Source organism: Nocardioides sp. J54 (assembly GCF_000519005.1).
In the GTDB taxonomy this organism is placed as follows: Bacteria; Actinomycetota; Actinomycetes; order Propionibacteriales; family Nocardioidaceae; genus Nocardioides.
On record NZ_JAER01000001.1, the window covers coordinates 41356 to 55719 of the forward strand.

The window sequence follows — 14364 nt, forward strand, 5'->3', positions numbered from 1 at the left end:
CCCGGCGACCACGCGGACGACGTCCCGGGCGGTCGGCTTTCCACAGCAAGGAGCAACAAGTGCCCAAGATCCTGGAGTTCGACGAGAACGCCCGGCGCGCGCTCGAGCGCGGCGTCGACGCCCTCGCCAACACCGTCAAGGTGACCCTCGGCCCCAAGGGCCGCTACGTCGTGCTCGACAAGAAGTGGGGCGCGCCGACCATCACCAACGACGGCGTGACCGTCGCCCGTGAGGTCGAGCTCGACGACCCGTTCGAGAACCTCGGTGCCCAGCTCACCAAGGAGGTCGCGACCAAGACCAACGACGTCGCCGGTGACGGTACGACGACCGCGACCGTGCTCGCCCAGGCGCTCGTGCACGAGGGCCTCCGTGCGGTGGCCGCCGGCGCCAACCCGATGGGCCTCAAGCGCGGCCTCGACGCTGCCGCCGCCGCGGTGGGCGACGCCCTCCGCTCGGCCGCCCGCGACGTCGACGACGAGAAGGACATCGCCTCCGTCGCGACCGTCTCCTCGCGAGACAGCCACATCGGCGACCTGCTCGCCGAGGCCTTCGGCAAGGTCGGCAAGGACGGCGTGATCACGGTCGAGGAGTCCAACACCCCCTCGACCGAGCTCGAGTTCACCGAGGGCATGCAGTTCGACAAGGGCTTCAACTCGGCGTACTTCGTCACCGACGCGGAGCGCCAGGAGGCGGTCCTCGACGACCCCTACATCCTCATCAACCAGGGCAAGATCTCGGCGATCGCCGAGCTCCTGCCGCTGCTGGAGAAGGTCATCCAGACCGGCAAGCCGCTCTTCATCCTCGCCGAGGACGTCGAGGGCGAGGCGCTCTCCACCCTGGTCGTCAACAAGATCCGCGGCACCTTCACCGCCGTGGCCGGCAAGGCGCCCGGCTTCGGCGACCGCCGCAAGGCGATCATGCAGGACATCGCGATCCTCACCGGCGGCACGGTCATCTCGCCGGAGGTCGGCCTCAAGCTCGACCAGATCGGCCTCGAGGAGCTCGGCCAGGCCCGCCGCGTCGTGGTGACCAAGGACAACACCACGATCGTCGACGGTGCCGGCGACGAGTCCGCGGTCCAGGCGCGCGTCGAGCAGATCAAGAAGGAGATCGAGGCGTCCGACTCCGACTGGGACACCGAGAAGCTCCAGGAGCGGCTCGCGAAGCTCTCCGGTGGCGTCGTGGTGATCAAGGTCGGCGCGCACACCGAGGTCGAGCTCAAGGAGAAGAAGCACCGCATCGAGGACGCGGTCTCCGCGACCCGGGCCGCGATCGAGGAGGGCATCGTGCCCGGTGGTGGCTCGGCCATCATCCACGCCTCGAAGGTGCTCGACGACGACCTCGGCCTCACCGGTGACGAGGCCGTCGGCGTCCGCATCGTCCGCAAGGCCGTCGAGGAGCCGCTGCGCTGGATCGCCGAGAACGGCGGCGAGAACGGCTACGTCGTCACGCACAAGGTCCGCGAGGCCGGCGAGGGCACCGGCTACAACGCCGCGACCGGCGAGTTCGGCGACCTCATCGCGCAGGGCGTCATCGACCCGGTCAAGGTGACCCGCTCGGCCCTGGCCAACGCAATCTCCGTCGCCGGCATGCTGCTCACGACCGAGACCCTGGTCGTGGACAAGCCCGAGGAGGAGGAGCCCGACGCGGGCCACGGCCACGGGCACGGCCACGGCCACTGACCGGCAGCTGACCAGCTGCACAGCCTGAACCCCGGCCCGTCGTACCTCTCGGTGCGGCGGGCCGGGGCCGTTTTCGGCGTCGCGTCGCCTCGGCCCCCTCCGGCATGATGGGGCCATGCTGTGGAGAGTGCGCGCCGGACTGCCCGACCGACCCGGAGCGCTCGCCCAGCTCGCCGAGGCGTGCGGTCGCGCCGGCGTGAACATCCAGACCGTCCAGGTCTTCCCGGGTGACTCCTCGGTCACCGACGAGATGGTGCTGCAGGTCCCGCAGGACTGGACCCGTGACCGGCTCGGCGAGCTGGTCGACGGCGCGGGCGGGCAGATGGTCTCCGCCGTCCCGGTCACGACCGCGGCGCTCGAGGACCAGCCGACGCGCTACGTGCAGGCCGTGCGCGCCATCATCAACCAGCCCGCGAGCTTCCCCGACGTCGCCGCGCACCTCTTCGACGCCGACGTCACGCCGAGCGCGGACCACGACGACGTGCTGGAGATGACGGTCGGCGGCTCGGCCACGATCCAGATCCGCCGCGACACCCCGTTCACCGAGACCGAGCGCCAGCGGGCCACCGCGCTCGCCGAGCTGGTCGGCGAGGTCCTCGACCGGGCGGCACCCCCGGCGCCGCACCAGCCCGCCGCCAGCGCGACCCCCGACTTCGTGACCGACGGCCCGGTGGTGACGGCCCTGGCCGGCGGCAAGGTCGCCGGGCGCGCGGAGTACACGAAGGTCGAGGGTGACGGCCCGTGGCCGGTGGACCTGTGGGTCGACCCGGCGTGGCACCGCCGCGGTGTCGGCACCCAGCTGCTCGCCGGCATCGCGCGCGCGGCGCGGTCCGCCGGGTGCGAGGAGATCGTGCTGACCGCCCCCTCCGACACCAAGGCGGTGCTGCCGATGGTGCTCGCGGCCGGCATGCGCGGGCGGATCCGGATGGCGGGGGAGCGGTTGACCGTGCGGATCTCCATCACCGACCTGCGCGCCGGAGCAGGTGGCACCGGGGTGTGACCGAGTCGTCAGCCCCGACCTTTTGTGAACGCATTCACAAGAGGCTAGCGTCGAGGACGTGCTGACCCCCGACGTCGTCACCACCGTCCTGACCCAGCTCGCCACCGACGCCGAGCCCGCGGGCCTCCTCCCGGCCCGCCAGCAGATGGCGCTCTCGCTCGGCTGGCACATCATCCTCGCCTGCTTCGGCGTCGCCTTCCCGGCGATGATCTTCGTGATGCACCTGATCGGCATTCGCCGCGACGACCCGGTCGCGCTCGGCCTGGCGCACCGCTGGGCCAAGGTCTCCGCCGTCCTCTTCGCCATCGGCGCCGTCTCGGGCACGGTGCTCAGCTTCGAGATGGGCCTGCTGTGGCCCGGCCTGATGGGCACGTACGGCGACGTCCTCGGCCTGCCGTTCGCGTTCGAGGGCCTCGCCTTCTTCCTCGAGGCGATCTTCCTCGGCATCTACCTCTACGGCTGGAACCGGATCCCGCCGAAGCGGCACGTGCTGATGGTGCTGCCCATGGCGGTGACCGGTGTGTTCGGCGCCTACTGCGTCCTCGCGGTCAACGCGTGGATGAACGCGCCGACCGGCTTCGACCTCGTCGACGGCGAGGTCACCAACATCGAGCCGTGGTCGGTGCTCTTCAACCTGCAGACCTTCACCCAGTTCGCGCACATGTGGATCGGCGCCTACATGGTGGCCGGCTTCTCCGTCGCCGGGGTGTACGCCGTGGGGCTGCTCCGCGGCCGCCGCGACCAGCACCACCGGCTCGGCTTCATCGTGCCGTTCGCGTTCGCGTCGATCGCCGCCGTCGCCCAGCCGTTCATGGGCCACGTGCTCGGCAGCGGCCTCGACGAGCGCCAGCCCGCCAAGCTGGCGGCCTTCGAGCTCGCCGAGACCACGGAGAGCCCCTCGCCGCTGCGCCTGGGTGGCGTGCTCGTCGACGGCGAGGTGAAGTGGTCGATCGACATCCCGGTCCTGGGTTCGGTGATCGCGATGAACTCCCTCGACGAGCCGGTGCCGGGCCTCGACACCATCCCCGAGGACGAGCACCCGCCGGTCAACCTGACCCACTGGGCCTTCCAGACGATGGTCGGCATCGGGACCCTGCTCGCCGGCGCGGTCGTGCTCTTCTGGGTCCAGCGCAAGCGGGGTCGGGACCTGCTGCAACGGCGGTGGTTCCTGCGCTTCGCCGCCGTCGCCGGACCGCTCGCCGCGGTCGCGCTCGAGGCGGGCTGGATCGCGACCGAGGTCGGCCGCCAGCCGTGGATCGTGCACGGCGTCATGCGCACCCCCGAGGCGGTCGGCGACTACAGCGCGAGCCTGTGGTGGCTGCTCGGCATCTCCACCGTCGTCTACACCGCGATGACCGTCGGTGCCGTCGTCGTGCTGCGCTCGATGGCCCGTCGCTGGCGCGAGGGTGCCGAGGACCTGCCGAGCCCCTACGCCCCGGAGGTGTCCCGATGAGCCTCGAGGTCGCCGTCGCTGCCGCACTCTTCGTCGGGGTCATCGCCTACGCCGTCCTCGGCGGGGCCGACTTCGGCTCCGGCTTCTTCGACCTCACCGCCGGCAGCAGCCGGCGCGGCGCGGAGCTGCGCACGCTGGTCGACCACAGCATCGGCCCGGTGTGGGAGGCCAACCACGTGTGGCTGATCTACGTGCTGGTGACCTGGTGGACCGGCTTCCCGGAGTCCTTCGCCGCCGCGATGTCGACGCTGGTGCTGCCGCTGCTGCTCGCGCTGCTCGGCATCGTGCTGCGCGGCGCCAGCTTCGCCTTCCGGAAGTACTCCGAGACCCTCGGCCAGGCCCGGCTCTTCGGCGTCGTCTTCGCGACCTCCAGCATCCTCACGCCGTTCTTCCTCGGGACCGTCGCGGGCGGCATCGCGTCGGGCCGGGTGCCGCTGGACGGGGCGGGCGACCGCTGGGAGTCGTGGGTGAACCCGACCTCGCTGTTCGGCGGCCTGATCGCCGTCGGCACGTGCGCGTTCCTCGCCGGGACCTTCCTCGCCGCCGACGCCGAGCGCAGCGGCAACGACCGTCTCGCGGGCGAGATCCGCGTCCGGGCGCTCGTCGTCGGCCTCGCGACCGGCGCGATCGTGTTCGCCGCCCTCGTGCCGATCGACCACGACGCGCCCACCCTCGCCGCCGGGCTCGAGGGACGGGCCGCGCCGCTCGTGGTGCTCGCCGGCATCGCGGGTGCCGCGGCGACGTACCTGCTCTGGCGGCGCCGGTACGGCGTCGCGCGGTTCGCCGCCGTACTGGCCGTTGCCGCCGTTGTCTCCGGCTGGGGCGTCGGCCAGTACCCCTGGCTGCTCGTCGACGAGGTCACCATCGCCGACGCCGCCGGTGCGACCGCGACCCTGCAGGGCCTCCTCGTCGCGGTCGGGCTCGCCGGCGTGGTCGTCGTGCCGCCGCTGCTCTACCTGTTCCGGCTCACCCAGTCCGAGGAGTGGAGCCGCCACTGAGGTGCTGGTCCGGCGGATGGTTGCCCAGGCGCCACCCCCCAAGCGCGAGCTCGACCGCGGCCTGCGGCCCCCAGCTGCCCTGCTCGTAGGGCTCGGTGGGCGGCCGCCGGTCCAGCACCGGCTGGAAGATCTCCCACAACCGGTCGACCTCGTCGGAGCTGATGAACAGGGTGCGGTCGCCGCGCATCACCTCGAGCAGCAGCCGCTCGTAGGCCTCCAGCGGGTCGGCGCCGGGCGCGGTCTCGCCCAGGTCCAGGCGGAACACCCCCTCGATGAGGGCCATGTCCGGACCGGGCTGCTTGGTGCGCACGTCGATCGCGATCCGCGGCTGGTCGGCGAGCTCGATGACCAGCTCGTTCGGCTCGAGCACCCCGCTGGCCGGCTTGAGCCAGCGGTGGCGCGGGTCGCGGAAGCGCACGGTGATCGTGCGACGGCCCTCCGCCATCGCCTTCCCGGTGCGCAGGTAGAACGGCACGTCGCGCCAGCGGTCGTTGTCGATCCACACCTCCGCCGCGACGAGGGTCTCCACCGTCGAGTCGTCCGCGACGTCGTCCTCGTCGCGGTAGCCGGCGTATTGCCCGAAGACCACGCGCTCGGGGTCGACCGGTCGTACGGCGGAGAAGGTCGCCGCCTTCGCGGCGCGGATCGCGGACGCCCGGAACGCGTGCGGGTCCTCCAGCGCCACGAACCCCAGCAGCTGGGTCAGGTGGGTGGTGACCATGTCGCGCAGGCAGCCGGTGCCCTCGTAGAACGAGCCGCGCCCCTCGACGGTCAGCTTCTCCGGCACGTCGATCTGCACCGACTCGATGGAGTGCCGGTTCCACGCCGGCTCGAAGAGCCCGTTGGCGAAGCGCAACGCCAGGATGTTCTGCACCGCTTCCTTGCCGAGGAAGTGGTCGATGCGGAAGATCTGGTCCTCGTCGAAGGCCGAGCACAGCACCGCGTGCAGCTCGCGGGCACTCGCGAGGTCGGTGCCGAACGGCTTCTCGGCCACCAGCCGGGCGCGGGCGACCAGGTCCTCCCGGTCGAGCATGCCGACCATCGGCTTGACCGCGCTCGGCGGCACCGACAGGTAGAGCAGCCGCCGCACGTCGCCCAGCAGGCAGCCGCACTCGTCCAGCAACGCGTCCTCGGCGTCACGCACCGCCTGGGAGAGCGCCGACCCGTCGTCCGCCGACGACGGCACGAACGTGACCCGCTCCAGCAGGCGACCGGCGACCTCCTCGTCGACCTCGCCGACGAACCTTGCCAGTGCCTCGCGCACCTTCGCGCGGAAGTCGTCGTCGGAGCCGGGGGAGCGGCGGCCGCTGCCGATCACCGAGAAGTGCTCGGGCAGCCGGCCGGCCGCCGCCAGGCGGTAGAGGCCGGGGAAGAGCTTGCGGGCAGCCAGGTCGCCGGTCGCCCCGAAGAGGACGAGCACGTGCGGAGGAAGGTCCGTGGTCACGGGTCCAGCCTCCCGGCCCCGTCAAGGGGGCGCCACCGGCGACGCACTACGATGGTGTGGTGGAGGTCCCGGACAAGTTCGCAGCCCTTGGTCTCACCTACGACGACGTCCTCCTGCTCCCGGGTCATTCCGACCTGGCGCCGGACGACATCGACACCACCTCGCGGCTGACCCGCGAGATCTCGCTCAAGGCGCCGCTGATCAGCGCCGCGATGGACACCGTGACCGAGTCGCGGATGGCCATCGCGATGGCGCGCCAGGGCGGGATCGGCATCCTGCACCGCAACCTGTCGGCCGAGGAGCAGGCCTACCAGGTCGACCTCGTCAAGCGGACCCAGACCGGGATCATCTCCAACCCGGTCACCATCGGCCCCGACGCGACCCTCGAGGAGCTCGACCGGATCTGCGGCGAGTACCGCGTCTCCGGCCTGCCCGTCGTCGACAGCGAGAACCGCCTGCTCGGCATCTGCACCAACCGCGACCTGCGGTTCACCCCCGTCGCGGAGTGGGCCACCACCAAGGTCGACGAGGTGATGACCCCGATGCCGCTGGTCACCGGCCACGTCGGCATCAGCCGCGACGAGGCGACCGCGCTGCTGCGCAAGCACAAGCGCGAGCGGCTGCCCCTCGTCGACGACGACGGCCGCCTCGGCGGCCTCATCACCGTCAAGGACTTCGTGAAGTCCGAGCAGTTTCCCCTCGCCTCCAAGGACGCCGACGGTCGGCTCATGGTCGGCGCCGCGATCGGCTACTTCGGCGACGCCTGGGAGCGCGCCACCGCCCTGATCGAGGCCGGCGTCGACGTCCTCGTCGCCGACACCGCCCACGGCCACGTCACCCTGCTGCTCGACATGGTCCGCCGCCTCAAGAGCGATCCGGCCACCAGGCACGTCCAGGTCATCGGCGGCAACGTCGCCACCCGCGAGGGCGCCCAGGCGTTCGTCGATGCCGGCGCCGACGCCGTCAAGGTCGGCTTCGGCCCCGGCTCCATCTGCACCACCCGGGTCGTCACCGGCTGCGGCGTCCCGCAGGTCACCGCGGTCTACGAGGCCGCGCTCGCCGCGAGGCCCGCCGGCGTCCCGGTCATCGCCGACGGCGGCCTCCAGCAGTCCGGCGACATCGCCAAGGCCATCGTCGCGGGCGCCGAGTCCGTCATGATCGGCTCCATGCTCGCCGGCTGCGAGGAGTCGCCCGGCGAGGTCGTCTTCCACCAGGGCAAGCAGTACAAGTCCTACCGCGGCATGGGCTCGCTCGGCGCGATGTCCTCGCGCGGCAAGAAGTCCTACTCCAAGGACCGCTACTTCCAGGCTGAGGTCAGCAGCGACGACAAGATCGTCCCCGAGGGCATCGAGGGCCGCGTCGCCTACAAGGGCCCCCTCGCCGGCGTCGCCCACCAGCTCCTCGGCGGCCTCTCGCAGTCGATGTTCTACGTCGGCGCCCGGACCATCCCCGAGCTGCAGGAGAAGGGCCGGTTCATCCGGATCACCTCCGCCTCGCTCAAGGAGAGCCACCCGCACGACATCGAGATGACCGTCGAGGCCCCGAACTACCACCGTTCGTAATGGGTCGAGCGTGTCGCCTGTCGGCGGCTGCGCGCGGCCCTCGCGGCCACGCGCGCGGACTCTCGTGAGAGAGGTGTTCTGCTGAGCGCGCGCGGCCGCTCACGCCTGCACTTGCCGCCGACGCGCTGCGCGCGGTCGTCTTCCGTAGGTCCTGCCTCCGCCCGGCGGCCAGCCCGGCGCAGGTGGTCCGAGCGTTGCTCCCGGTGGTTGAGGTGCGACGAGCGCCAGCGAGGAGCCTCGAAACCTCCGGGGCCCGCCCTTGCACGCTGGGCCCGGCACAGTCCGGTGCAGCATGGCCGCTGGTTTCGAGGCTCGGCGCTGGGGCGCCTCGCACCTCAACCACCGGCAGTGGACTCGGCGCTGGGGCGGCCCGTACCTCGACGAGGTGTGAGTTTTGGTTGCGCGAAGTGCGCTTCCTGGTGGCGCGAGGTGTGAGGGTTGGCTGCGCGAAGTGCGCTTCCTGTTGGCGCGAGGTGTGAAGGTTCGTTGCGCGAAGTGCGCTTCCTGGTGGTGCGGGTTGTGGCGGGCGGCGGCTGCGGCAGGCGTATGACCCGGGGCCCTCGCGGTACCGCTCGTGGGACAACGAGGTACCGCGGACGGGGGGAACCGACATGGATCTCGACGAGTGGTTTGGTGAAGCGACCGATCCCGGATGGATCATCGTCTACGTGCTGGCGGCGCTGCTGGTGATCGGCATCGTGGCGGCGGCAGCGGCGCGCAAGAAGCGCGAGCGCAACGTGGCCCACGCCCAGGAGCTGCGGGCAGAGGCGGCCAGGCGCGAGAACAAGCTGCGCCAGCACGACGCGGAGGCGCGTCAGCTCGAGGCCGAGTCGGAGCAGGCTCGGGCCGAGGCCGACCGGCTGGAGGCCGAGGCCCGCGAGAAGCGGGAGCGCTTCGAGCACGAGCGGCACGAGCACGACGAGCGCCTGCGCAAGGCCGACGAGCTGGACCCGAACGCACCGGCGGACCGGCTGCGCGACCCGAACGCCGCCGACCAGCCGACCAGCCACCGCGCCCAGCACCGCGCCGACGGCTGACGAACCCGACTGTCCTGGCCGTCCCTGACTCGTCCCTGACCCGTCGGTCGGCTACCTGCCGGTCGGCGGGCAGAGGGCGCTGAGGATCACCTCGACGTTCTCGCGGTCCACGCCGCGGCCGCTGGCCATGCCGAACCAGAAGACCGCCTCGCCTGACTTGATGACGATGTCGGCGACCTGGCGGGTGGGATGGATCGGGGCGAGGCGCCCGGCCGCGACCTCCTCGTCGATCGCCGCGGCGAACCAGTCGATCAGCCGCTCGTGCACCGGCCCCGAGGTCATCACGCGCATCGCCAGCGCAGACTCACGCTCGGCGAAGTCGCGCTCCACCGACCCGGTGCCGGCAGCGGCGAACACGTCCAGCAGCACGGCGGCCAGCCGCTCCGTGCCCTGCTTGCCAGACCGCCGGGCCCGCTCGTCGGCCCGGCGCAGGCCGCGCTCCAGTCGCTCCCAGAGCAGCTCGGCCAGCAGCGCCTCGCGGTTGCCGACCCACCGGAAGAGGGTCACCCGGTTCACCCCGAGGCGATCGGCGAGCGCACCCATCTCCACCCGCTCGCCGCGGGCGAACATCGCCCGCGCCTCCGCGAGCGCCTTGTCGCGGGTGGTGGCGGAGGAGGGCACGGCCGCGAGTGTACGGCGGACGCCGGCTCTGCAACATTCTGGAGAATGTTGCGCGTCAGCACCGACAGCCCTACCGTGTCGCCATGGCTGCTCCCTCCGCGCGGGCCGGCTCGCTCCGCCCGGTCACGCGCGACGACCTTCGCGCCTCCGTCGAGGAGCTGCGCCGCACCGCGGACCCGGTCGCAGGCCTCTTCGGCCCCGACTCGCTGATGTGGCGGGTGAACCGCTCGACGCTGGTCTACGTCCTCGGCATCACCCAGGCGGCGTTCATGGACGTCGCCCACCCGGTGATCGCCAACGGGATCGCGGACCACTCCCGGCTGTTCACCGACCCCCACGCCCGGGCGCACCAGACCTACTCCATGATCACGACGCTGGTTTTCGGCGACCGCGACGCGGTGGTGCGCACGAGCCGCGCCCTCTTCGCGAGGCATGAGAAGGTCCGCGGGCACGCCCGCGCCGACGAGGGCGTCTACCGCGAGGGCGCGGGCTACGCAGCCAACGAGGGCAACGTCCTGCTTTGGGTCCACGCCACGATGTGGTGGGTGCGCCTGCAGACCTGGCAGGCCGTGACCGGCCCCATGCCGGCGGAGGACAAGGAGCGCTTCTACCAGGAGACCTGCCGGCTGGCCGACTGCTTCGGGCTGCCGCGCGACCTGCTGCCCGCCGACCACGACGCGTGGGACGCCTATGTGCGCAACGGCCCCGACGGCGTGCTCTCCGACTCCGACGACGCCCGTCGGATCATGGCCTTCCTGCGCCGCTCGATCCCGGCGCCGGCCCGCGCCCACCTGCTGGCGTTCAACAGCGTGGTGCTCCCCGACGCCGCCCGCACCGTGCTCGACCTGCCGCCGCTCAACGCCCGCACCCGCCGCCGGTACCGCCGCGTCCTGCGCCTGCTCAGGCTCGCGCACCGCCTGCTCCCGGGCCCGCTCGGCGAGCTGCCGCCGTACCGGACCGCGGTCGCCCGGATCGAAGGACGCGAGCCCGACGCCGTCACCCGCGCGGTCGGCCGCGTCCTCGCCGGGAGGGCGGCATGAGTGCGCGGTCGGCGGTCCCCGCGCCGCCCACCCTGCTGCCGAACACCGACCTCGCCCTCGAGCGGCACGGCGAGCTCGGCGCGGCCTGGCTCGCCGGCATGTGGCAGGCCGACCCGCTCGCCGACGCCGTGGTGGCGGCCGGCGGCGCCGAGGTGAAGGCCGTACGACGCGCGCTCGGCGACGACCCACGCAGCGCCGTCGGACGCGCCGACCTGCCGCCGCGGGCGGCCGCGCTCCTCGCGGACGCCACCGCCGAGCCCGACTGGCTCGAGCGCGACCGCCTCGACCGCGCCGCGGACGCGCTCGTGCGCTACAGCGCGCAGTGGGGCCTGGTCCTGGGCGCCGCGTCGCTGCTCCGTGGCGCCGACAACTGGGTCGCCGCGAGGCCGCTGCTCCTCACCGGCCGCTACGGCCACCAGCCCGCCGTCCGCTCGATCGAGGTAGGGGAGTGGCTCTCCGAGGTCGTGCGCCCCGGAGGCATGGCCGTCGACGGGCCCGGCTTCGCCCGCACCCTCCGGGTACGCCTGATCCACGCCCACGTCCGCCGCCACGTCCGCGAGCACGCGGAGTGGGACGACTCCGCGCTCGGCGTGCCGATCCCGCAGCCCTACATGGCGTTCACGCTCGCCGAGTTCGGCCACATCTCCCTCGACGCGATGGCCCGCCTGGGTGTCCGCCTGCGCGACGACGAGCTCGCCGACATCTACCACCTGTGGCGCTACGTCGGGCACGTCATCGGTGTCGACCCGGCCCTCAACCCCGCGGACGAGTCCGGGCACGTCGCGATCGAGGACCTCTACCGGCTCACCTCGCCCGGCCCCGACGACTACAGCCGCGACTTCGTCCGCGCGCTGACCGAGGGCTACCTCGCGCCGCAGCTGGCCGGGCTGGTGCCCGGGCCGCAGGCCGTGACCCGACCGGCCGCCACCTGGCTGCTGTACGGCGCCTCCCGGGTCTTCCTCGGTGACGAGGCGTCCGACGCGCTCGCGATCCCCGACGGCCCGGCCAAGCACGTCATCCGCGCCGCGCGCCCCGGCCTCTTCCTGCTCGACCAGGCCCGGCTCCGCATCCTCGGCCGCGAACGGGCCACGGCCCGCGGCTACGCCGACCGCGACCGCGAGCTCGCCCGCCTCAAGGCCGAGAACGCCATGCAGCACGACCTCGTCGACGCCGTCCACGGCGCCGTCGGCCACTGACCCACCGACCCGCGCACTGCTCCCTCCGCACAGAACGGCACCGCCCATGCCCCGCACCGCCCCGGCCCGCCTGGTCCTGCGCACCCTCGCGCTGCTGCTCCCGCTCGTCCTGGCCGCCGGCGTGGCAGCCGCACCGGCCCAGGCCGACCCGCCGCCGAAGCCACTGCCGGTGACGTGGAACGTGTCCACCGTGCTGCAGGGCGGGCTGTCCCGCGCCCTCGTGCCCGGCTGGAGCCCGGCCGGGTCCAACGACCCGACCTGCCGGCTCACCCCCGACCGCCCGCGCCCGGTGGTGCTGGTCAACTTCACCACCGGATCCGGCTGGGAGTGGGGCGCCGGGTCGCCGTACCTGCGCAACAACGGCTTCTGCGTCTTCCACTTCACCTACGGCAACATCACCCCGCTCCCGCAGTTCCCCGTCCAGGCCATCGGCGACATCAGGAAGTCGGCCGTCGAGCTGCGCGACTTCGTCGAGGAGGTGCGGGCGCGGACCGGCGTCGCGAAGGTGGATCTCGTCGGCTGGTCGCAGGGCGGCGGGATGACGCCGCACTACTACATCAACTTCCTCGGCGGTGCCGACAAGGTCGACCGCTTCGTCGCCATCGCCCCCGGCAACCACGGCACCGACGGCAGCGGCCTGCTGCGGCCCACCACCCTCGCACCGCTGATGTACCCGATCCTGCTCGCCCTGCTGCCTGCCTTCGGCCAGCAGGTCGCCGGCACCGAGCTGGCCGAGGAGGTCTACGCCGACGGCGACACCCGCCCCGGCCCGCACTACACGACGATCATCACGAAGCACGACGAGATCGCGACGCCGTGGACGAACCAGCTCCTCGAGGACGACGGCACCGGCAACGTCGACAACATCGTGCTCCAGGACAGCTGTGCGAAGGACCGTTCCGAGCACCTCTCGATCGGCTTCAGCGAGCGCACCTGGCGCTTCGTCGTCAACGCGCTCGCGCCCCGCGACGCCACTCCGGTGCCCTGCATCCCGGTGCTCCCGTACTGGGGCTCGGGCGGCGGACTCGGGTGAAGGGCCTCCCGGCCGATATCCTCGTCAGGTGAGCGACATCGAGATCGGCCGAGCCAAGCGGGCACGCCGCGCCTACTCCTTCGACGACATCGCCATCGTGCCCTCTCGGCGCACGCGCGACCCCGAGGAGGTCAGCGTCGACTGGCAGATCGACGCCTACCGCTTCTCCCTGCCGATCCTCGCCGCGCCGATGGACTCGGTGATGTCGCCGCGCACCGCCGTCGCGTTCGGCAAGTTCGGCGGCCTCGGCGTGCTCAACCTCGAGGGCCTGTGGACCCGGTACGACGACCCCGAGCCGCTGCTCGAGGAGGTCGCCCAGCTCCAGGGTGTCGAGGCCACCCGCCGCCTGCAGGCGATGTACGAGGAGCCGATCAAGGCCGAGCTCATCACCGAGCGCCTGCGCGAGGTCCGTGAGGCCGGCGTCACCGTAGCCGGCTCGCTCTCGCCGCAGCGCACCAAGGAGTTCGCGAAGACCGTCACCGACGCCGGCGTCGACCTCTTCGTCATCCGGGGCACCACCGTCTCCGCCGAGCACGTCTCCAGCCAGGCCGAGCCGCTGAACCTCAAGGAGTTCATCTACGAGCTCGACGTCCCCGTCATCGTCGGGGGCTGCGCGACCCACCAGGCCGCCCTGCACCTGATGCGCACCGGTGCGGCCGGCGTCCTCGTCGGCTTCGGTGGCGGCGCCGCGCACACCACCCGCACCGTGCTGGGCATCGCCGTCCCCATGGCCAGCGCCGTGGCCGACGTCGCCGCGGCCCGCCGCGACTACCTCGACGAGTCCGGTGGCCGCTACGTCCACGTCATCGCCGACGGCTCGATCGGCACCTCCGGCGACCTCGCCAAGGCGATCGCCTGCGGCGCCGACGCCGTCATGGTCGGCTCGCCCTTCGCCCGCGCCACCGACGCGCCCGGCCGCGGCTTCCACTGGGGCGCCGAGGCCCACCACTCCGACCTGCCCCGCGGCCAGCGGGTCCAGTTCGACCAGGTCGGCACCATCAAGGAGATCCTCTTCGGCCCCTCCCGCGTCGCCGACGGCACCATGAACCTCGTCGGCGCCCTCAAGCGCTCGATGGCCACCACCGGCTACACCGAGCTCAAGGAGTTCCAGCGGGTCGAGGTCGTCTCGAGCTGATGGCGCGAGCGCGTCGCCCTGTCGACGGCTGCGCGCAGGCACTCGCTCCGCTGATTGCGCGAGCGCGTCGCCTGTCGAGAGCTGCGCTGCCGCGCCGCAGTTGCCTCCGGTAGGTGGTTGGGTTGGCCTGGCGGCAAGACGGCGTAGGTGGTCCGAGCGTTGC

The 14364-nt window shown here is 72.4% G+C and carries 12 protein-coding genes; 10 read left to right on the plus strand and 2 right to left on the minus strand.

Annotated features, from left to right (window positions below; translation table 11 throughout):
* Positions 1-59 precede the first annotated feature (59 nt).
* From groL to NOCJ54_RS0100215, 4 genes are all read left to right on the plus strand, one after another.
* Positions 60-1682: a chaperonin GroEL gene (gene groL / locus NOCJ54_RS0100200; RefSeq protein ID WP_028653829.1), complete on the plus strand. Its 1623-nt coding sequence runs from the start codon at positions 60-62 to the stop codon at positions 1680-1682.
* Positions 1683-1797: 115 nt separating this feature from the next.
* Complete coding sequence (locus tag NOCJ54_RS0100205) at positions 1798-2682, plus strand: GNAT family N-acetyltransferase (RefSeq protein WP_028653830.1); 885 nt, start codon at positions 1798-1800, stop codon at positions 2680-2682.
* A 58-nt stretch (positions 2683-2740) separates the two neighbouring features.
* The gene (locus tag NOCJ54_RS0100210; protein ID WP_028653831.1) at positions 2741-4135 is read left to right on the plus strand and encodes a cytochrome ubiquinol oxidase subunit I; all 1395 of its coding nucleotides are present in this window, start codon (positions 2741-2743) and stop codon (positions 4133-4135) included.
* Positions 4132-5133 (plus strand): cytochrome d ubiquinol oxidase subunit II, encoded by a 1002-nt coding sequence (locus tag NOCJ54_RS0100215; RefSeq protein WP_028653832.1) that lies wholly within the window; start codon positions 4132-4134, stop codon positions 5131-5133. The genes NOCJ54_RS0100210 and NOCJ54_RS0100215 overlap by 4 nt, the downstream gene beginning before the upstream one ends.
* Here the strand turns inward: NOCJ54_RS0100215 and zwf are convergent.
* Positions 5102-6577: a glucose-6-phosphate dehydrogenase gene (zwf, locus tag NOCJ54_RS23095; RefSeq protein ID WP_051485301.1), complete on the minus strand. Its 1476-nt coding sequence runs from the start codon at positions 6575-6577 to the stop codon at positions 5102-5104. The two genes, NOCJ54_RS0100215 and zwf, sit on opposite strands and share 32 nt — an antisense overlap.
* Positions 6578-6636: 59 nt before the next feature.
* Here zwf and guaB point away from each other — a divergent pair, with 59 nt between their 5' ends.
* Together guaB and NOCJ54_RS23100 are read left to right on the plus strand one after the other, a co-directional pair.
* Positions 6637-8139 carry an IMP dehydrogenase gene (guaB, locus tag NOCJ54_RS0100225; RefSeq protein WP_028653833.1) on the plus strand — a complete coding sequence of 501 codons (1503 nt, stop codon included), beginning with the start codon at positions 6637-6639 and terminating at the stop codon, positions 8137-8139.
* Between the two features lie 611 nt (positions 8140-8750).
* Positions 8751-9176: a hypothetical protein gene (locus NOCJ54_RS23100; RefSeq protein ID WP_036516309.1), complete on the plus strand. Its 426-nt coding sequence runs from the start codon at positions 8751-8753 to the stop codon at positions 9174-9176.
* Positions 9177-9227: 51 nt separating this feature from the next.
* On the opposite strand, the gene NOCJ54_RS27870 is transcribed toward NOCJ54_RS23100, so the two are convergent.
* Entirely contained in the window at positions 9228-9797 is a 570-nt protein-coding gene (locus NOCJ54_RS27870; RefSeq protein WP_051485302.1) for a QsdR family transcriptional regulator, read from the minus strand.
* 83 nt (positions 9798-9880) lie between these two features.
* Here NOCJ54_RS27870 and NOCJ54_RS0100240 point away from each other — a divergent pair, with 83 nt between their 5' ends.
* From NOCJ54_RS0100240 to NOCJ54_RS0100255, 4 genes are read left to right on the plus strand one after another with little or no spacing between them, the layout of a single operon-like run.
* Positions 9881-10837 carry an oxygenase MpaB family protein gene (locus tag NOCJ54_RS0100240; RefSeq protein ID WP_028653834.1) on the plus strand — a complete coding sequence of 319 codons (957 nt, stop codon included), beginning with the start codon at positions 9881-9883 and terminating at the stop codon, positions 10835-10837.
* The gene (locus NOCJ54_RS0100245; protein WP_051485303.1) at positions 10834-12033 is read left to right on the plus strand and encodes an oxygenase MpaB family protein; all 1200 of its coding nucleotides are present in this window, start codon (positions 10834-10836) and stop codon (positions 12031-12033) included. Before NOCJ54_RS0100240 ends, NOCJ54_RS0100245 begins: the two co-directional genes overlap by 4 nt.
* 46 nt (positions 12034-12079) lie before the next feature.
* A complete protein-coding gene (locus tag NOCJ54_RS0100250) occupies positions 12080-13066 on the plus strand; it encodes an esterase/lipase family protein (protein ID WP_051485305.1) in 987 nt (328 codons plus the stop codon).
* A 28-nt stretch (positions 13067-13094) separates the two neighbouring features.
* Positions 13095-14201: a GuaB3 family IMP dehydrogenase-related protein gene (locus NOCJ54_RS0100255; protein WP_028653837.1), complete on the plus strand. Its 1107-nt coding sequence runs from the start codon at positions 13095-13097 to the stop codon at positions 14199-14201.
* Positions 14202-14364: the final 163 nt, after the last annotated feature.

Bases quoted from the DNA above. Each gene is read 5' to 3' on its own strand.
- NOCJ54_RS0100205 (WP_028653830.1), top strand. From the start codon at position 1,798: ATGCTGTGGAGAGTGCGCGCCGGACTGCCCGACCGACCCGGAGCGCTC.
- NOCJ54_RS0100215 (WP_028653832.1), top strand. From the start codon at position 4,132: ATGAGCCTCGAGGTCGCCGTCGCTGCCGCACTCTTCGTCGGGGTCATC.
- NOCJ54_RS23100 (WP_036516309.1), top strand. From the start codon at position 8,751: ATGGATCTCGACGAGTGGTTTGGTGAAGCGACCGATCCCGGATGGATC.
- NOCJ54_RS0100240 (WP_028653834.1), top strand. From the start codon at position 9,881: ATGGCTGCTCCCTCCGCGCGGGCCGGCTCGCTCCGCCCGGTCACGCGC.
- NOCJ54_RS0100245 (WP_051485303.1), top strand. From the start codon at position 10,834: ATGAGTGCGCGGTCGGCGGTCCCCGCGCCGCCCACCCTGCTGCCGAAC.
- NOCJ54_RS0100250 (WP_051485305.1), top strand. From the start codon at position 12,080: ATGCCCCGCACCGCCCCGGCCCGCCTGGTCCTGCGCACCCTCGCGCTG.